We start from the raw sequence: 20709 nt of genomic DNA, 5'->3' as shown, positions 1-20709 counted from the left end.
GCTCCTGCTTGCTTTCTTTGCAAGCGCAACTACACTCAGGGCTCAGCAAATGCCCCCGATCCCCGTGGACAAAAATGTACGTATGGGCCAGCTAGAGAACGGACTGACGTATTACATCCGCGCCAACAAACGCCCCGAAAACCGGGCGAATTTCTACATCGTACAACGCGTAGGCTCCATTCTGGAGGAAGAAAGTCAGCGTGGTCTGGCACATTTCCTCGAACACATGGCCTTTAACGGCTCCAAGAACTTCCCCGCAGGCGATGACGGTAAAAACATGATCTCGTATCTCGAAACCATCGGCGTGAAATTCGGGGCTAACCTGAACGCCTATACGAGCATGGACGAAACGGTTTATAACATCAACGACGTCCCGACAACCACGGCAGGAGCCGTAGACTCATGCCTGCTGATCCTGCACGACTGGTCGAACGCCCTGCTGCTGCGCGAAAAGGAGATCGATAAAGAACGCAAGGTGATTCACGAAGAATGGCGTACACGCCGTGACGCCTCACAGCGTATGATCGACTCCATCGCGCCGGCGATCTTCAAAGACAGCAAGTATGCTCACCGTATGCCGATCGGGCTGATGAGCGTGGTCGACCACTTTGAACCGCAGGTGCTGCGCGACTATTACCATAAATGGTATCGCCCCGACTTACAAGGGATCATTGTCGTGGGAGACATCGATGCGGAGGAGGTCGAACAAAAAGTAAAAACGCTCTTCGGCAGTATTCCCAAACCGGAAAATCCGGCAGAACGCGTTTATGAGCAGATACCGGACAACGACGAACCGATCGTTGCCATAGCAACAGACAAAGAACTGTCGAACAGCAACGTGATGATCGCTTTTAAAAGAAATATTATACCTGCCGACCGAAAAACAACGATGGATTATCTGGTCTTCCGTTTTGCCACACAGATGATCAGCCGGATGTTGAGTGACCGTCTTCAGGAAATGCTTCAACAGGAAAACCCACCGTTCGCTTTTGCCATGGTAATGAACAGTTCTTTCTTCGGTGTACATACGAAAGATGCGCTGCAACTCGTGGGCGTCAGCCGTCCGAAAGAAGCGGAAGTAACCATTGCAACGCTGCTGCGCGAAACGAAGCGCGCCCATGATTTCGGCTTTACCGAAGGTGAATACGAACGTGCCAAGGCCAATTATCTGAGCGGAATGGAAAAATTGTACAACGAACGAGAAAAACAACAGAACGGCTATTATGTGCAGCAATATGTACAGCATTTCCTCAAAAATGAGCCGATTCCTTCCATCGAAGATGAGTATAACACCATGAGTCAGATGATTGTTCCGAATATTCCGGTAGCTGCCATCAACCAGATCATGCAACAGATCATCACCGATAAAAACAGGGTAGTCGTTCTGATGGGTAACGAAAGCGAAAAAGCGACTTTCCCTTCCATCGACCGGATACGCGAGATCATTCAGGAAGTAGACCGCGAAAAGTTGGAGGCCTATACCGACAACACCGTGCAGGAACCGCTGTTGGCACAACTTCCCCCGAAAGGCAGCATCACGAACGAAACGACGGACACCGAACGGGGCGTAACGGTATGGACGCTCTCGAACGGAGCAAAAGTAGCTGTCAGAGAAACCGACTTCAAGCAAGACGAGATTCTGATGTCAGGCTTTGCCTTTGGAGGAACGTCTGTCATCGGGAACGAACATATGGCCGAAATCAAGCTGATAAATGATATCGTCCCGGAAGGCGGGCTGGGCAATTTCAGCGCTACCGATCTCAAAAAAGCCTTGTCTGGCAAACATGCCGGCGTAAGCACGAATGTCGATCAATACAACCAGAATGTCAATGGCACAAGCAATGTCAAAGACTTGGAAACAATGATGCAGCTGCTCTATCTGAGATTTACAGCCATCCGCAAAGATGAAACGGCATATAAATCGATTGTTGGACGCCTGAAAGGAATCCTGCCGATGTTAACGAGTAACCCTGATTTTGTTTTCGGTGACTCGCTGACAAGTACGATCTATATGAACGACCCGCGCGTGTCTATCCCGACCGTCGAAGAAATCGAGAGCTGCAACTACGACAATCTGCTCGAACTGTATCGCGCCCGGTTTGCCAATGCGGCCGACTATACGTTCACTTTCGTGGGGAATGTCTCTCCGGCTCAGCTCAAACCGCTGGTAGAACAATATGTCGCCTCACTGCCGGGCACTACCGCCACCGCCATGTACGACAAAAACCGTACCCCCGAACGCAAAGGCATATACAATAACCATTTTATGCGTAAGCTCGAAACCCCCAAAGCCACAACAGCCATCGTATATTCGGGCGACATGGCATACAGTCCCGAAAATATCATACGCCTGAGTGCTCTGTCGCAACTCTTCCAGATGGAGTTCACGGATAAGATTCGCGAAGAAAAGGGTGGAACATACGGCGTGCGCGTACAGAGCGACGCCCAGAAGATCCCTACCGAAGGCTTCTCTCTCCAATTCAGATTCGATACCGATCCTTCCCGACGCACGGAACTCGTCGACGCCATCAACGACGTAACGAAGCGGTTGCAAACGGAAGGTCCCGATGCTCAAATGTTGCAGAAGGTAAAAGAGTATATGCTGAAACAGCATGCCGATAACCTGAAAGAAAACGGATATGCACTCCGGAACTTACAGGAATATCTGATTCATGGCATCGACCGCGCGAAAGATTACGTCAAATACGTAAACGACCTGTCGATCGCATCGCTGCAACAGTTCACCGACGAACTGCTGAAACAGAACAACCGCATCGAAGTGTCGATGAGCAGCCAGGAATAATACTTCCGCAACAAGGAAACGAAAAGAGGGTGTGTCATAATGCAATGTTTGGGCACACCCTCTTTAGGTATGTAAGCATGGATGAAATGCAAAACACTAAGGATAAAAGCAATGGAGCATGCTAATGTATGTAACCGAACTCGCATTCCGCAAGCAACGAAGCAGTTCGCCCGTTATGACACACCGCCTTTTCTATTTAACCTATGCGGGAATTATCCCCTTTCCTTTTTGTTGATTTTCAGCGTTACACAGATTTGCTTTTCCGGATGGGCCTCAGGATTAATCCGACTGATTTTCGCAGAGAATAACTCCGTATGCCCCAGCTGAAAGAACTTCGAAAGCTCTTCGTTTTCCTCTCTCGGGACATACCCTAACAAGGTATCATGAAAGAGTATTTTCACAGCGTTCGGATCATACCCGTTCAAAGGCTCGGCTTCTAACCTCAACTCCATGCCGACTCTCAACTCATCAAAAACCTCCAAACCATCCCAATACGAGAATCCGGCAATATAAAATGTTGCATAATGTTGATTTACCATAACGATCTCTTTTTTATGTTCGATACAAAGGTAAATACCAACTATGCAGCCTATCTGCATCACACAAGAAAAGATGTCTCCGTCGTACTCGATACATGAGACATCATGCATGTTCAATCTGATTATAAATTTCTTGCAATAGCCTCTCTTACTCTTGATACCATTCTTTCCCTTAAATATCCGGGAGCAATGATTCGTATCTTGTCGAGATAACCTAAAAGAAGATTCTCCAATTCGTAATTGATAATCAGACTGAGCTCAATTGTTGTTGTCGCCTGATCACGTCTTTTTATTTTCTGAGAACCGTGCAACGGCTTTGTTTCGACGTACGGAAAAAGAATATTATCTATCTCTAATACAACTTTTTCTATCTCCTTCTCATAAACCGTAATGCCAACCACGTCTTCGAAATATTCATCAAACGAGATCTCCTTATTTTCCACATAAGGAATCTGAACCGGCTCAATGTTTTCAATTCGATCTAAAGCGAAAGTCGTTACTGTTTTCTTTTGTTCCAAGTGATCACAATGCCCAAATAGAAACCAACGATGATTATACTGCTTTAAAAAATACGGATGAAGCACATACGCTTTCGGCTCTTTTCCAAACCGTTGATAACAGATCCGAAGAGCCTGTTTGTTGACAATCGCATTGAAAATATCCGTGAACAGACTTAGCCCTTTTAAATAAGGGTTTTCTTCGAAGCCAACAATACCGACGGTCGCCTCTCTCAACTGAAACACACTCTCAAATCGCGCCAGAATTTCTTCCATCCAACGAAATTGAGGCATTCCCTTGAAACGGTTTAACATAGAGATAGTTTCTTTCAACTGACTGATTTCCGTTTCATTCAGCAACTGATTGTTGATCGAGTAATGAGAGTCTTCATAATGATAATACGTTTTTTTGCCATCACGAGGTTTGCAAAGAGGGACTCCCCAAATACTTTCCATATCACGGATGTCCTGACGCACCTGACGCTCTTTCACACCATCAACAACACCCGCTTGATCGAAAAGCGCCCTATTACACGCTTCGATCAAGTCTTCGATATAATATCTTCGACCCGGATTACGAAAGCATCGATCTAATGCTTGGTACCGGATCTGTGCATGTTTATTCGTTGACATTCCCTCTATTTGTTATGATTAAGCGTATCTTTCATATCAACGTCCCACAACCCGACCATTTTTGCCAATATTTCAATCCAAAGCCGCATCGTATGACTACCCCCATTTTGTATGCAAATATATGGATTCTTTACGAAAATTCACTTACCTATAACGAATGTAATCTCTGAATAAAATAAGGAACGCACAAACTTTCGTATACCATAAGTTAAAGCGACTCCAGAGCACTTTGCTTCAAACAAATACGTCACAACATTTCAGAAAACAGAAAATCGCCACATTTTATTCACGCAAAAAACTTCTCAACCGGTCTAAGAAAAAAACAAGAAAGGGATTACGAAAAGCAAAGGCGGATTGGCTAACTATTTTTTGAGCACTTTACAAAGAAACAATGGTGTCTAATCCAACAGATAATTATTTCCTCCTCTCGAATTATTCCGCAACAGCTATCAGGTACAAAAAAATAACCGTGTGTCGTGTAACCGGTAAAAACCGCTTTGTGCTTGCGGAATGAGAACTCGTTCAAACAGGTTGCGTCGCCTTCATCCTGAACACATTCCAGATACCACTCATTTTTAAACGTTAAAAAAAGAGGTTGCGCCAAAACTTTTCGTATTTGACACAACCTCAAAAAAACACTGAACGATCAGGCTAACAGCCTATTTATTGATTATTTTTTGCAAGGTCTCGTCCAGTTTAGTCGACAACAGATTTCTCTCGATAATTTTTCCGTCTTTATCAAGCAGCACTAAATGGGGTATACCACTGAACTGGTAGGTGCTCATAATGTCTTTTCCGGAATTGGGAGCACACGTTTGTGACCAGGGCATTTTTTCTTCATCCAATGCTTTTTTCCAGTCCGTTTCTTTCCTGTCGATCGATACGGATAAGATTTCGAACCCTTGTGCTTTGTATTTCGCATAAGCCTCTTTCAGGTGCGGGATAGCCTTTCGGCAAGGGCCGCACCAAGATGCCCAGAAATCGATCAGAAGATATTTTCCTTTGAAATTTTCAGGGCCGAGTGTTTTTTTACCATCCGGTGTGGGGAAACTGAAGCCCGGAGCAATCTTTCCGGCTTCCAGTTTGGCTGCCTGACTGCGTCTTTCTTCCTCCTCCTTTACATACTTCACATAGGGAATGTAATCCGGCTTGTTTTTTTGAAAATAAGTCAGAATGCTGTTTTTTAATTCCCCATCCTTCAACCTGTATAAAAGAGAAATGGCGCTGTTCCGGTCTCCGTAATAACGTACAAGGTATTTGATGTATTCCTCGCTTGTTTCGGCATTCCTGTCATACGCTTTTTTTACGTATTCTTTCCATTCATCGCAAGTACTTTTCCCGGCTTGGTAGACCTCTTTGCCCGCACTGATCATCCCCTGATAGGCCATATAGTCAAAATAGTTCTTCAAATTCATCAATTCATTGTTTCTTCCGGGGTTTACGATATGTTCATACAGCGGATTTTTGATCTTTATTTTGGCCGTATCCTGTCCTCTGAAATGCACTTCGATGTCCTCATCTTCACCCCAAAATTCCAGATACTCCCATTTCTGACAATCGACATAGTAGATACCGGGGAAAGGGAGTGTTACCTTTTTCTCGAAAGTATGGTCTGCCTTTACTTCAAATGAGTCGATGACGACCTCATCGAACTTGTCAGCATAAAAAATCCGAATTTTGGATTTGTCATCCGGGAACTTAACGCTCCCTTTTACCGTAATTTCACTTTCTTGTGCATGCACAAATGGCATTGCCATTAATACGAAGATTGATGCAATCAATTTTTTCTTCATTTTCTTCATGTTTTAATTTATAAATATTTATCTCAAGGATTTTGTTCGATATTATTTGTCTGAATTTCTCCTTCGGGTATTTGCAGGGTAAACATTTTGCTGTCGGCAGGATACAGTATTCCTTCGGCATCATTACTTTTGATAGTATGGAGTCCCTTCCTTACGAGCGGCTTGCGGAAACGCTTGAGATCAAGAAGCGCAAAGCCTTCACCGTAGAGTTCCTTGCGTCGTTCCGTCCAGATTTCATCGATCAGCGCCTGGCCGGTAGCCGTTGTTTTCACGGCAGCGGGATAGCGTGTCTGCTGCAGCTTGAAAAGAAGCTGTTGCGCTTCGGCATCCTTCTTCAGTCTGGCCGCGCATTCGGCAGCAATCAGCAGCATCTCACTGCTCCGCATCAATAATATGTCCGGCAGTTTATCGGCTTCATCCGGATCCATAATCTTAAAAGATATGTATTTCCGCTCGGGATATTTTTCGGTTTCCTCCGTCTTCGGATTGAGTTGAATCAGTTCTTTCCGCACGTCTCCCTCTGCAAACAGTTCGACAAGATCGCTGTTCAGGAAGACAAACTCCATTGACCAGCGTTTGTTTTTACGCGGATGACTCCAGACCGTAGGCAGCGAATAGTTGGCATTCGTATTTTTTGCGGAAGCAGGCAGGCCCCATATACATTCGGAAACAGATACCTTATTAAAACCCTGCTTATATTCATCATTCGACATTAAAGGATATGCATCGGCCAGTTCTTTAGCCAACACGGCTGCTTTTTCGTACTCACCCGTCTCCATGTAGACACGTGAAAGCAAGCCTTTCACCATATCTTTGCAGACAACGTATTTCGAATCCTTGCGCCGGCCGGAGGGCAGGTTATCAACAGCCCATTGCAGGTCTGCCGTAATCGCCTCATACACCGTTTTCATGCTTTCCCGATTTTTGGGATCAATCGTCGGCTCAAGGTATAACGGCACACCGGGAGCCTCGGGATTAAGCAGGTACGTTTGCTGAAACCATTGTACCAGCAACAGATAATGATAGGCGCGCAAAGTTCTGGCTTCCCCTTCCACCTGTTTTTTCTCGGACGTTGTTCCCTGCATTTTGGAGATATGACTGAGCAAGTCGTTCAGCACATTGATATGGGTATAACAATAAAACCAGAAGAAGGAAGGGCGATCTTTCTCCATCGTACGAGTGCTGAAGCTATAGTCATCGCCTTGAAACTGACCGGAAAAGTTTTTCGGAATAATATCCTGTCCCATCATATCGGCAGCCAAGATAAAGTTATGGATACCTAAGCTCTGGGCTTTAATCATAAATCCTTCGGCCGAATAGGTCATATGATCGTACACGCCGCCGAGCACGGTCGTCGCCGACTCGTAAGAAGTGAATACAATATCGGATGATACCTTATCCCTCGGTATCACATCTAAAAAATCATTACACCGCACCAACAGGAAACAGGCGACAAGCACCATAACAAATGGTACATTTCGATAATTCAATCGTCTTATTATAGTTTTCATCTTATTATCAATTAATCGTTTATACACCAAATAGATTAAAAATCGAGTTTAACCCCGACCGAATAGGTAGATAAGGCAGGGAAACTGTTTGTGACAGTACCCCCTGATACCTGCTCCGGATCAAACCCCTGTTCGGCACTGAAGTAACATACGTTATCGGCCTGTAAATAGAATCGGGCGCCGGTAATATGCAGCGCTTTATTCATTTTTGAAGGCAACATATACCCCAGATGCAGGGTTTTCAGCTTCAAATAGTCTCCACTACGCATATAGAACGTGGAAGTATATGAGAAAGAGCCGGTGTAATTATTGACACTCGTGGTTGTCAATCGGGGAATATCCGTCACGTCACCCTTTTTCTGCCAACGGTTCAGCATGTCGTGATGGAACAATTTGACGGTACTACTTCCGGAATTGGTAAGCGGGGCATAGTCGGCCATCAAAATTTTGGCGCCCAGCGAGTAGTTAACTAAAATCCCCAAGTCAAAATTTCCGATCCGGAACGTATTGTAAAGTCCTCCGGAGATGGTAGGCGTATAATTCCCAACGGAATAACGTCCCAGATTGCGTACTGTTTTGGTCGATCCGTCATTGAGTTTAATCGTTTTAATCACTGTTTCACTCCAATTTTCCGTCGTCACCCGGTTCCCCGTTCTTTCTCCTGTCTGCGTACTCACTTCGTCAATATACCATTGCGGCTTTCCGTTTTCGGGATTCACGCCGGCATATTCACGGATAAAAAATTCGGTGGTGCTTTGTCCTACCTTATAGATACGGTTTCCGGTAATAAACTCGTCTTGATTCAACGCCAGAATCTCATTTTTATTGTTGGAGATATTAAAGTTTGTCGTCCATTCAAAATCTTTCGTTTGGATATTTCGAGTCGTTACCGACAGTTCAAACCCTCTGTTTCTTAAACTTCCGATATTACGGAGCACCTGCTTAAATCCGATCGAAGGTGACAGCGGGACATTATAAAAGAGATCATCGGTCTGCCGGTTATACCAGTCGAGCGTCAAACGGATACGGTCATGGGCAAAGGCCGCATCTATCCCGACATTGAACTGCTTGTTGATCTCCCATTTCAGGTTTTTATTGGCCAACTCGGAGATATAGACTCCGGGAGTTCCCAAGAACATGTATCCGGTAGCATAATAGGAACGGTAGTCATTCGTCCCGATATTCCCCGATGTTCCGTAACTGGCTCTCAATTTAAGAAGCGACAGCCATTTACTGTTCTGTAAAAACTTTTCCTGACTGATGATCCACGATGCGCCGGCGCTCCAGAAATTCCCCCAGCGCGTGTCGGGATGAAAACGGGAAGAGCCGTCGCGTCGGAGACTGGCCGAGAAGAAGTAACGGTTATACAGGTCGTATTCCGCGCGAGAGAAGAAGCCCACCAGACGGTCGGACGACGAGGTGCCTGCTCCCAAAGCAGGTTTCACGATGGTCGATCCGTTCACCAGTTCATCCATTCCTTCAAAGGCAAAGCCTGTGGCAGAAGCATTGACACTGGAGTTGGCTCTTTCGTTGATTTCGGAACCTAACAGCAAACGAAGGCGGTGATCGCTTCCCCATGCTTTGTCATAGCTCAATATACCGTTCACCGTCCAATGCGTCGTTTGTGAGGTATTGACAATCAAAAGCCCTTTTCCTTTGCTTTCTCCGATCGTTCTGTTCCGATAGAATTTACTGTCGGAATACGACGTATTTCCGGAATAAGAAGTTTTGAATTTCAGCCCTTCGTACAGATTGACATCGACAAAGAAGTTCGTGAAATAATACCGACTTTTATATCCGCTCTTATCTAAATCCAATGTACCTAACGGATTACACCCTCCTTCCTGTGAAGTAACATTCGGATGTCTGCTGTTTAAGATGTTGGCCGGGCCGTTTCCGAAATCCAATACCCGCTGTCCATTTTCGTCATAGACAAGCTCTCCCTGTTCATTACGTTTATACAGCGGGTACAGCCCCGGTGTGAGGCGGGCATACGTGGAGAAGTCAGCATATCCGTTGTTGATACTGTTCGTCTTGGTAGTCGAGTTGCTCATACCGAGATTAACCCCCACCGTGACATAACGGTTAATCTCGTACGAGAGATTCGTGCGAGCCGTAAAACGGTCGAACCCTCCGTTTCCGGGGTTCAGCCCTTTCTGATTCAAGTATCCTGCCGAAATATAATATTTGAGCTTATCCGTCGCGTTATTGATATTAAACGTATGTTCGTGCTTCAAACCGGTTTTGATCAGACTCTCGCTATAATCTTCCCACCATAGCAGCTTAGCCGACGGATCTAATTTACCGTCCAAACCTACCGGTTGTGCCTTATCATAAGCATTGTATCCAAAGGCGTTCAGCAATTCCGAGGTCGCATATTCAGCTGCCGACGCGTATTTCTTCCCTCCGGCCGTCAGTAATCCCGGATTATCTTCTGCGCCATTACGCAACGCCTCCCACGACAGTTCATAGTAATCTTTCGGAGACACCATCTTGTAATCTTTCCCCGTACGATTGGAAAAGCCGATCTGTCCCGTATACCTCACGGATGCTTTTTGATGCGTATTTCGACGCCCCTGTTTCGTCGAAATCAGGATGACACCATTCGTTGCCCGAGCCCCATAAAGCGAAATAGCCGCCGCGTCTTTCAACACCGAGACCGATTCAATATCGTCAGGATTCAGTTGTTCGATGGCATCGCTGGGCGCTCCGTCAATAATATAAAGAGGAGAGATACTCGAATTAATCGAGGAAGCGCCTCGAATAACTATATGCGGCTGACTTCGTCCGTCTCGTTGCGACTTATTTTCGAGTCGAAGCCCGGGAATCGTACCTTGCAAGCTGCTTAATATATTATTCGATTTGTTCCGCTGAATATCATCCGCCGTAAGGGCTGATACCGATCCGGTAAATGTTTTACGGTTGGTGGAACCATAAGCGACAACAACTAATTCACTCATTTGAACAGCGTTGGATACAAGTTTAATCAATACGTTCTTGTTTCGGTACGATTGAGCTAAAATACGCTCGGTACGATAACCTACATAGGAAAAGTAAACACTGTCGTTCGCGTGGTTAACCGGCAGGCTGAATTTACCGTCCGGATCGCTGATCGTGCCGGAAGTCATATCTTTCGTATAGACCGATACCCCGGGTAACGGTTCACCGGATTCATCAATAATCTTTCCTTTTATCACAACCTTCCCCTGTTGTTGCTGCGCCGGAGAAGAAGATGCTACCGGATAACTCCGGGGTTGTTTTCCATTTGCCTTGTACACTAAAATCCGCTGATTGTTCACGGTAAAAGTTGCATCCTGCTTTTTCAGGGCATCGGTCAGGATGTTTTCTACCGGCTGATCGGTTACATCGAGCGTAAGACGCTCATTCAAGTCGATGTCGTTGTTACGGACCAAGAACGAATAGTCGAACTTTTCTTCGATCAGATGGAAAAGCTCGCGCAAAGTTCCGTTTTCCAGTTTGACAGACATCCGTTGCACCTGCAACGGAGAAGCAGACAATACACCGGACACGCATAGCATAAGCGCCAGCAACATACCGGCAGCCATCTGTCTGCACCGTTTTCTTTGTTTGCTTTGATTCATAGATACTAGTTTTAAAAATGTGAATATTAATGTTTGTTTATTTGGCACCTCCTTCAATCGTTTCCGAAAACAGCTACCTGTCACGAATGACAAGCGCTCCCGTACGATCATACGACCAATGGTATCGGCGTTCCATATCTATCTCACGCAGAATCTCATCGAGCGATGAAGTCTGGAGGAAGCTACCGGAAAAACATTCCGTTTTCAGCTGTTCGCTATCGATCTGTATACGGACATTATACAATCGTTCCAGTGTTTTGACCAACTTCGTGAACGGTTGTTCGTCGAAACATATCCGTCCTTCTTTCCAAGCACAGTAATCACGTCCTTCTACGCGGTGTTTTTCGATATGATGCGTCTCACGGTGAAAGGTCAGCTTCTCGTCGGGTGAGAGCGCATACGTCTCTTCCCCGCGATCGTTCAGCCGGACATCTACTTTACCCGAAAGCAGTACGACATCGACTGTCTCCTCATCGCCATACGCCTTAACATTAAACTTAGTGCCCAGCACCCGTACGTGCAAGTCCCCTGATTCGACAATAAAAGGTCTCTCGGGATCAGGTCTTACCTCGAAGTATGCCTCGCCCTCAAGCATCACACTACGAATCTGTTCCCGACGATTCTCATGATACGTCAAGGAAGAGCCGGCATTGACCCATACGATAGAACCGTCAGGCAGTGTTACCTCCGAACGTGAGCCCGCAGGCACCATGGTACAATAATACGTATCGGGGGACGCATTGCCGTATCGCTTCCCCACCCAGAAGGCTGAAAGTGCGATAGCAACCGATATTATACAAGCCACGGCAACGCCCGCCCAACGTTTCCGTAGCGCCACAGTATTCCTACGTGCCCGGGGCAACATCGGCCCGGACACTTTTAACCGTCCGGCAAAAAGCGGTATATGAGCTACCGCCCACACGTCAGCCATTCTTTGGAATGTTTTTTTATGCTCATCGTCCTGATTTAACCAGTCAAGCAGTTCTTTTTCTTCCATTTTATTCAACTCTCCGGCAAAGTACCGCAGCAATAATTCGTCCGTCTTGTCTTCCATCAGTTTCTTTTTATGTATATACATACACATCAATGAGGGCTCGCGTTTAAAATAAAGACAAAAAAATTAGGTTGGGCGAACATCAGTCCCTCTTCCCCTCCGTCTCCAAGTAAACCTTCCATCTTTGTATAACCTTGTTACATTAAATTATTCGTCTTCGGTCTATTTGTTAAATTGCAAAAAAAAAGACGGAAATTTTGCAGGATTAAAAATAGTCTTTATCTTTGCACTCGCAAAAAAGGCAATTGAGCTACCATAAAGATGGACAAATATAGCTCTCTCATAAGATTATATGGCCTGTTCGTCTATCGGCTAGGACGCAAGATTTTCATTCTTGAAAGAGGGGTTCGATTCCCCTACGGGCTACAAAAAACAAGATAAAAACAGAATAAAAAAAGCGATGGCAAATCATAAATCATCCATAAAAAGAATTCGTCAAACAGCAACACGCTGCTTACGTAATCGCTATGGAGCTAAGACAATGCGTAACGCCGTAAAGAAGTTGCGCGCTACTGAAAACAAAAAAGAAGCGGAAGAATTGTATCCGAAGGTTTGTTCGATGCTTGACAAGTTGGCAAAGAACAATGTGATCCACAAAAACAAAGCCGGCAACTTGAAGTCAAAGTTGGCGAAGCATGTAAACGCTTTGGCGTAATCACATTTATATTCTTCGCTCAAACGAAATAAAAGAGCCGGACAGTCAATGTCCGGCTTTCTTTGACTAATGGCCTGTTCGTCTATCGGCTAGGACGTGAGATTCTCATTCTCAAAAGAGGGGTTCGATTCCCCTACGGGCTACAAATAACAAAAAAGATAAGAAACCTGTAGGATTAGAGTAGCTATTACGCCTGCAGCCCCCCCCCTCTTTACAAACCATTTAGACCTATTGAATATTGGTTTCAATTAGGAAATGATATAAAAAATAAAATGAAAACACTCCTTCTCATTCTACTCTTTGGGCTTCTTTATGGTATGTCCTGCACAGCACAAACAGAGCATAAACCATACACGAAAATGTATGACTTGGAATTCAGGATGCAGGAAGACTCCTCGATTATTTATCATTGGCTGCAAAATGCGGCATATCTCAATTACACGATTCCGGTTGGAGTGAAAGGACCAGACCGCCCTCTATTTGCCATGATGTATCGACAAGGAAACCCTTTCTTCAATCGCCTGCAAACGGAATACCAACAAAGAATCTTGCTTCCTGCCTGCGATGCAAACCAAGCGACGATTGAATTTGAGTCGAAAGGAAAAAACATCAAGCTTGCTTCCATCATTTTAGAAGCTATCGACGAGGAAGAAAAAGTCCTTTTTTCCGATACGCTGAGATTTGTGCCCGATACTACTTTACATAGCATATCGAAAGATATAACGGTAAAAAATGCGAAGTTGCTGAATATCCGAATAAATGCCGAAGGAGTCGTTGACTCAACAGCCTATATCGCCTTCTCAAAACTGAATCTATGGCTGGATGGCAAGCCAATCGACAGCTTCCCTGTCCGTACCCTATCTCCTTTTACGGCACAAGACACACGCACATACATCCCCATAGCGATGGATGCGAGAATCCCATTGGATCAGATCAATGCAATGAATAAGAAAAAGATTATCGGTCTGGGAGAATCCATGCATGGAAATGGAGAAATCAAAAAAATAGGATACGAATTTATCCTTCAAATGATTGAACAACAAAATGCCAGATTGGTCCTTTTAGAAATGCCTTTGGAAATCTCATTGACATGCAACAGATACATACAGGACAGCCGTTATACGTTGGACTCTTTGTTTCTGGCGGATAAATCCACGCTTCATTTATTTGATTTCTTAGATAAATTGCGCCTTTTTAACTCGAAACAAACAGACGAATCGAAGGTGAGACTGTATGGTCTCGATTACAACCCCATTTATTCACCGACTCAAAATTCGGCCGTAGATATCTTTGACTTTGTAACGCGGCTTAACGAGCAAGCTAAAATTCCGGAGCTGGATGAGTTTTGCCTTTTACTAATGGAAGCGGACTGGCAGGAAGCCAGCTCTTTCCTTCAAGCGCATAAAAGCGAGATTCAAAAAGTGCTTACACCGGAAGAAGTCGAGGTCATTTCTCACATTTTGACTCTTTCGAGAGAAATTGGAGATAACCCCATACAGCGATTTATCCGAAGAGATTCAGTCATGTTTGCAAATGCCAAGTTTCTTATCGACGAATATGCCGGCACCGAAAATGTAAAAACGATCATCTACGGACATGCGATACATATCAATCGCCTTTCGACATTTCCAGCCGTACCGTGTACCCCCTTCGGATATTATATGCAGGAACAGTATTCCGACGCTTATTCACCTCTTCTGATTTTAACAGGTGAAGGAGCTAACATCGCGTATGATCAACATTATAACCAGCAAAAGTCCTTCTTGCACGAAGTCCCTTTTAACAGTATGGAATCTTTCTTAAGCACTTTCGACGAGAATATTTTTTACCTACCCCTGACCTCCGAATTTAACCGATTGATCCTGTCACGATTTAAAGGTAGCCATCATATGCCCCAAGAATTTTATCCTTTCAATTTATACCAAAGATACAATGGCGTCTTTTTTATCAAAAACACAAGCCGTAAACCCATGGGGAATAAAGAGACCACATTTCAAGAATTATCTCATTTATACCTGTTAAACATAAAACGGAGAGAAAACAAAATGGAAGAGATACGGAAACGTATGCAAAAAGCCAACTTCTCTCGAAGGACACAGTCGTAACGAAAAAAAGGAAAAGCATCGGATTTGACGTAATGAAAGGATTTTTCTAACGACATGTATCCGTATCACGTGAAGCCGTTGGATACGACACACTGTAAGCCTCGGTTTCGTTTAAGGCATTTCATTGCCTCTCTGCCCTTTTTAATACTTTTTACCACACACGACACCCCTTGTCTTAAAAAAAACAACTACATTTGTTAGCCTTTTACATTAGATTTATTAGAAAGATATAAGCACAATGAGTGACGAAGAAATAAAAGCAGCGAGTAAGGAATATTCGTCGAAGAATATTCAGGTGCTCGAAGGTTTGGAAGCGGTGCGCAAACGTCCCGCCATGTATATCGGCGATACGGGCGAAAAAGGATTGCATCATTTGGTGTATGAAGTGGTAGACAACTCGATTGATGAAGCGCTTGCGGGTTTCTGTAAAAACATCGAGGTCGTAATCAACGAAGATAATTCCATCTGCGTAACGGACGACGGGCGAGGCATACCGGTCGATTATCACGAGAAAGAGGGCAAGTCGGCGCTTGAAGTCGTATTAACAGTACTTCATGCCGGCGGCAAATTCGACAAGGGAACTTATAAGGTATCGGGAGGTTTGCACGGTGTCGGCGTTTCGTGTGTGAATGCTCTTTCTTCTCATTTGAAAGCAGAGATACATCGCAACGGAAAAATCTACATACAGGAATTTTCACAAGGCAAACCTTTGGGAGACATCCGCGAGACCGGCACGATCGACCGTACCGGTACCATCATCTCGTTTAAGCCGGATGATACGGTTTTCACCATTACGGAATACAAATACGATATCTTAGCCAATCGTTTACGTGAGCTGGCGTTCCTGAATGCCGGCATTTATCTGACACTAACCGACAAGCGCGAGAAGAAAGAAGACGGAACGTTCAAATCGGAAGTCTTCCATTCGAATGAAGGATTGAAAGAGTTTGTTCGCTACATCGACAAATCGAAAGAATCGATGATTCATGACGTGATCCATATCGTGACAGAGAAGCAAGGAATTCCGGTCGAAGTGGCGATGACATACAACACCTCGTATAATGAAAGTGTCTTTTCGTATGTGAACGACATCAACACAATTGAGGGAGGAACGCATCTCTCGGGTTTCCGTCGTGGTTTGACGCGTACGTTAAAAAAATATGCGGAAGATTCCAAACTCCTTGAAAAGGCGAAAGTGGAGATTCAGGGAGACGACTTCCGCGAGGGCTTGACAGCCGTCATTTCGATCAAGGTCGCCGAGCCTCAGTTTGAAGGGCAGACTAAGACGAAGCTCGGAAACAACGAAGTGATGGGCGCCGTCGATATGGCGGTAGGTGAAGCGCTGGGTTACTATCTGGAGGAACATCCGAAAGAGGCTAAAGCCATCGTCGACAAGGTAATCCTTGCGGCTACGGCACGCCAGGCGGCCCGTAAGGCGCGGGAGATGGTACAGCGCAAGTCGCCGTTTTCGGGCGGAGGACTGCCCGGCAAACTGGCAGACTGTTCATCGAAAGATGCGGCAGAATGCGAACTGTTCCTTGTCGAGGGAGACTCGGCCGGCGGTACGGCAAAGCAAGGAAGAGATCGTAATTTTCAGGCCATCTTGCCATTACGCGGAAAGATCCTGAATGTGGAGAAAGCGATGGAGCACCGGATCTTTGAAAGTGAAGAGATCCAAAATATCTTCAAGGCCATGGGTGTTACCATCGGAACGGAAGATGACCCGAAAGAACTGAACTTGAGCAAGCTGCGTTATCACAAGGTCATCATCATGACCGATGCCGATGTCGATGGGAGCCATATTGCCACGCTGATTCTGACCTTCTTCTTCCGTCGTATGCGCGGACTGATCGAGAAAGGGTACGTCTATCTGGCTACTCCCCCACTCTATCTCTGCAAGAAAGGCAAGGTCGAAGAATATTGCTGGACGGAGCAACAGCGCCAGAAGTTTATCGATACGTATGGTGGAGGAAATGAGAGTCAGATACATACACAGCGCTACAAAGGTCTGGGAGAAATGAATGATCATCAGCTATGGGACACGACGATGAATCCGGAGAATCGTACGCTAAAGCAGATCACGATAGAAAATGCGGTAGAAGCGGACTCGACATTTGCCATGCTGATGGGAGAAGATGTGGCTCCACGGCGTGACTTTATCGAGGAGAATGCAACGTATGCCAACATTGACGCATAATCACATATAAAAAACATACGGGGGCAATTCTTTCTTGGATTGCCCTCTTTTATCGACTCCCGAAGCATCGTTTATGTCCGTTTTGCTTGATACATTATATAAAAATGTCGAATCTTCCGCATCGACCGTTCCTTCTCACCGCCTGCCTAAGATCGGAATCTCAGCTAACCGGAAAGAAGGTACCTCATGCATTGCAGAGCCTTACTTCCAGTCTGTCGTAATGGCTGGCGGCGCTCCCGTTTTGATCCCGGTCATCACCGATATTCATACGCTTAGTTCGATCGTAGAGGAGCTCGACGGGCTGATTTTTTCGGGAGGGGGTGACATAAATCCCGAATATCTGGGAGAAGCACCGATTCCCGAGCTCGGCGATACGGACGCTTGCCGTGACGAATACGATTTTTTGTTGCTGAAACTTGCTTTCGATCGTCAAGTACCTGTTTTCGGAATTTGCCGGGGACATCAGTTGATCAATGTCGCCTTCGGAGGTACGCTTTATCAGGATATTCACGCCCAGCACTCGAAAGAGGCGTTGCCACACAGTCAGGAAGAAGCGCGTGACGTCGCCACACATACGGTCACGTTAGCTCCGTTTCTTTCCAAGTTGCAAGCAGCATTACATTTCAGCGAAGCATCATCTCATCGGTTATCCTCTTCAATCGCTGTCAATTCCATCCACCATCAGGCCGTTAAGGATCCGGCACCCGAGTTTGTAGCTACGGCTACGGCGCCAGACGGAGTGAATGAGGCGATGGAGCATCCCGAATACCCGATCTTCAGTGTGCAGTGGCACCCGGAGCCTATGGCTGTATCGGGAAATGAGACGATGCTGAATCTCTTCCGTTATTATGTGCGTCAGGCAGAGGTATATGCCCGAGCCAAAACGTTGCATCGCAAGATGATCACGATCGATTCGCACACGGATACGCCGATGATTTTTCAAACATTCGATCTCGGGCGCAAAGAAGGAGGCAAAGTCAATCTTCCGTTGATGCGTGAAGGACGTCTCGATGCTGCTTTTATGGTGGCCTATATTCCGCAGGGTGACCGGGACGCAGCATCCTTACAGAAGGCGACGGATTATGCGACGGACCGGCTTACACAAGTTATCGAACAGGCCAAACGTTACCCGCATCAGATGGGCATTGCACAGAGTCCGGATGAGTTGCGAAGGCTGAAAGACGAAGACAAGAAAGCCATTCTTTTAGGGATTGAAAACGGCTATGCGCTCGGCAAAGACCTGACGAACCTGTACCGTTTCCGACAGATGGGCGTATCGTATATTACACTCTGTCATAACGGCGACAATGACCTCTGCGACTCCGCCGCAGGACAAGCGGAATGGGGCGGTCTCAGTCCGTTCGGGAAGGAAGTTGTGGCCGAGATGAATCGCCTCGGGGTGATGATCGATGTGTCGCATGCTGCCGATCGTACTTTTTACGATGTTCTGGAGCACAGCACCCGCCCGATCATCGCCTCACATTCGTCATGCCGCGCTTTATGCAATCATCGCCGTAACCTCGACGATGATCAGATCAAAGCATTAGCACAACAAAGAGGCGTGATGCAAATCTGCCTCTATAAAGGGTTTATCAACGAATCACCGGATAAAGCCTCGTTGAGCGATGCTATCAGGCATATCCTGCATGTGATTGATCTGGTCGGGATCGACTACGCAGGCATCGGATCCGACTTTGATGGCGACGGCGAGCTGATAGGCTGTCGTGCCGCCAACGAACTGATGCAAATCACAATGCGTCTGATTGCCGAAGGACTGGACGACGAAAGCATTGCCAAAATATGGGGAGGTAACCTGATGAGAGTTATGAGTGAAGTACAAAACGGGATAAAATAATCGACCATAATCATGGATAGAATGATCAATAAATATGCAGGAGTATTACTTGGCAGTCTGATGCTGTCATGTTGCGGTCAGAAAAATACGACGAAAGAGGAAACTACGGATCCTGTTGACACGGATAAGCGTATAGAAGTGCCAACGTTCAATGCAGACAGTGCCTATGCCTATATCGAACGACAAGTAGCATTCGGTCCGCGCGTGCCGAACACGGAAGCACACCAACGATGCGCCGATTATCTGGCGGGAGAGCTGGAGCGTCACGGAGCAAAAGTTTATGTGCAGGAAGCCGTACTAACAGCATACAACGGCGAGAAATTAAAGGCCCAAAACATCGTCGGAGCGTTCCAGCCCGAAAAGTCACGTCGTGTACTCCTTTTCGCCCATTGGGATTCCCGTCCTTATGCCGATCACGACACCGACGAAGCCAATCACCGTAAACCGATAGACGGGGCCGACGATGGGGGTAGCGGCATTGGCGTTCTGCTCGAAATCGCTCGTCAGACTCAGGTAAAGACGCCTGCTATCGGAATCGATATCGTGTTTTTTGATGCGGAAGACTACGGTACACCGGAATTCGTCGATGAGTACAAACCCGACACATGGTGTCTCGGATCACAGTTTTGGGCTAAGAACCCGCATGTACCGAACTACAAGGCCGAATTCGGCATTCTGCTCGACATGGTCGGCTCACGCGGCGCTACCTTTTATAAGGAAGGTACCTCTGTGCAATATGCCGCGAGATATGTAGAGAAAGTCTGGGCTACCGCACGCGAGCTAGGCTACGGAAAATATTTCATCAACGCGCAGGGAGGTACCATCGTCGACGATCATCAGTATGTGATACAAGGACTTCGCATCCCCTGTCTGGACATCATCAATTACGATCCGGATACCCGGTCGGGCTTCGGCGCTTACTGGCATACGCAGAATGATACGATGGAGAATATCGACCGTGAAACATTAAAAGCCGTCGGAGAGACGATTTTGAGTGTGATTTATAACCATTAAGAATTAACTAAGATGACAATTAATGAGATACAGGACGGAGTGATCGAAGAATTCTCCGTGTTCGACGACTGGATGGATAAGTATGCCTTGCTGATTGACATGGGCAATGCGCTGCCGCCGCTCAACGACCGACACAAAACGAGTAACAATCTGATTGAAGGATGCCAAAGTCGCGTATGGTTGCAGGCCGATTACACCGATGGCCAAGTGATCTTTCAGGGTGAGAGCGACGCGGTGATTGTGAAGGGTATTGTCTCGTTACTCATACGGGTACTGTCTCATCACACGCCGCAGGAAATCCTCGATGCCGATCTGTACTTTATCGAGCGCATCGGACTGAAGGAACATCTCTCCCCTACCCGCTCCAACGGCCTCGTCGCGATGCTGAAACAAATGAAAATGTACGCTTTGGCATTCAGTGCTCAAGCGAATCAGGCCTGAT

13 protein-coding genes and 2 tRNA genes are annotated in these 20709 nt (G+C 46.1%); 9 read left to right on the top strand and 6 right to left on the bottom strand.

All coding sequences use genetic code 11. The features are described from left to right. Window positions 1–82: 82 nt before the first annotated feature. Window positions 83–2803: a M16 family metallopeptidase gene (locus ACTTKA_RS02215; protein WP_442723795.1), complete on the top strand. Its 2721-nt coding sequence runs from the start codon at window positions 83–85 to the stop codon at window positions 2801–2803. Between the two features lie 212 nt (window positions 2804–3015). Here the strand turns inward: ACTTKA_RS02215 and ACTTKA_RS02210 are convergent, their stop codons facing one another. The 6 genes from ACTTKA_RS02210 to ACTTKA_RS02185 all read right to left on the bottom strand — a co-directional run bounded on the left by ACTTKA_RS02210 (window position 3016) and on the right by ACTTKA_RS02185 (window position 12441). Next, window positions 3016–3342, bottom strand: coding sequence for an HIRAN domain-containing protein (locus ACTTKA_RS02210; protein ID WP_442723794.1), 327 nt, complete (start codon window positions 3340–3342; stop codon window positions 3016–3018). Window positions 3343–3464: 122 nt separating this feature from the next. Then, on the bottom strand, window positions 3465–4472 hold the full coding sequence (locus ACTTKA_RS02205) for a helix-turn-helix transcriptional regulator (RefSeq protein WP_442723793.1): 1008 nt from the start codon (window positions 4470–4472) through the stop codon (window positions 3465–3467). Between the two features lie 659 nt (window positions 4473–5131). Further along, a complete protein-coding gene (locus tag ACTTKA_RS02200) occupies window positions 5132–6265 on the bottom strand; it encodes a TlpA family protein disulfide reductase (protein ID WP_442723792.1) in 1134 nt (377 codons plus the stop codon). Between the two features lie 32 nt (window positions 6266–6297). Continuing rightward, a complete protein-coding gene (locus ACTTKA_RS02195; protein ID WP_442723791.1) occupies window positions 6298–7785 on the bottom strand; it encodes a RagB/SusD family nutrient uptake outer membrane protein in 1488 nt (495 codons plus the stop codon). Between the two features lie 35 nt (window positions 7786–7820). Continuing rightward, a complete protein-coding gene (locus tag ACTTKA_RS02190) occupies window positions 7821–11387 on the bottom strand; it encodes a SusC/RagA family TonB-linked outer membrane protein (RefSeq protein ID WP_442723790.1) in 3567 nt (1188 codons plus the stop codon). Window positions 11388–11460: 73 nt separating this feature from the next. Continuing rightward, on the bottom strand, window positions 11461–12441 hold the full coding sequence (locus ACTTKA_RS02185) for a FecR domain-containing protein (RefSeq protein WP_442723789.1): 981 nt from the start codon (window positions 12439–12441) through the stop codon (window positions 11461–11463). A 294-nt stretch (window positions 12442–12735) separates the two neighbouring features. On the opposite strand from ACTTKA_RS02185, the gene ACTTKA_RS02180 reads away from it, so the two are divergent. The 8 genes from ACTTKA_RS02180 to ACTTKA_RS02145 all read left to right on the top strand — a co-directional run bounded on the left by ACTTKA_RS02180 (window position 12736) and on the right by ACTTKA_RS02145 (window position 20708). After that, window positions 12736–12807: transfer RNA gene (locus ACTTKA_RS02180), tRNA-Glu, on the top strand. Between the two features lie 34 nt (window positions 12808–12841). After that, complete coding sequence (rpsT, locus tag ACTTKA_RS02175) at window positions 12842–13096, top strand: 30S ribosomal protein S20 (RefSeq protein WP_442713377.1); 255 nt, start codon at window positions 12842–12844, stop codon at window positions 13094–13096. Between the two features lie 71 nt (window positions 13097–13167). Beyond that, window positions 13168–13239 (top strand) — tRNA-Glu (locus ACTTKA_RS02170). 216 nt (window positions 13240–13455) lie between these two features. After that, complete coding sequence (locus ACTTKA_RS02165) at window positions 13456–15201, top strand: erythromycin esterase family protein (RefSeq protein ID WP_442723788.1); 1746 nt, start codon at window positions 13456–13458, stop codon at window positions 15199–15201. Window positions 15202–15439: 238 nt separating this feature from the next. Further along, window positions 15440–17398 carry a DNA topoisomerase (ATP-hydrolyzing) subunit B gene (gyrB, locus tag ACTTKA_RS02160; RefSeq protein WP_442723787.1) on the top strand — a complete coding sequence of 653 codons (1959 nt, stop codon included), beginning with the start codon at window positions 15440–15442 and terminating at the stop codon, window positions 17396–17398. Between the two features lie 73 nt (window positions 17399–17471). Continuing rightward, window positions 17472–19253, top strand: a complete 1782-nt coding sequence (locus ACTTKA_RS02155; protein WP_442723786.1) for a membrane dipeptidase — start codon at window positions 17472–17474, stop codon at window positions 19251–19253. Window positions 19254–19274: 21 nt separating this feature from the next. Beyond that, window positions 19275–20267, top strand: coding sequence for a M20 family metallopeptidase (locus tag ACTTKA_RS02150; protein ID WP_442723821.1), 993 nt, complete (start codon window positions 19275–19277; stop codon window positions 20265–20267). A gap of 12 nt (window positions 20268–20279) precedes the next feature. Further along, on the top strand, window positions 20280–20708 hold the full coding sequence (locus ACTTKA_RS02145; RefSeq protein ID WP_442723785.1) for a SufE family protein: 429 nt from the start codon (window positions 20280–20282) through the stop codon (window positions 20706–20708). Window position 20709 lies beyond the last annotated feature (1 nt).

Origin of the sequence: Tannerella sp. (genome assembly GCF_052170195.1) — a bacterium.
GTDB lineage: Bacteria > Bacteroidota > Bacteroidia > Bacteroidales > Tannerellaceae > Tannerella.
The sequence above is the reverse complement of the archived record's forward strand: the minus strand, read 5'-3'. Positions and strand labels throughout refer to the sequence as shown.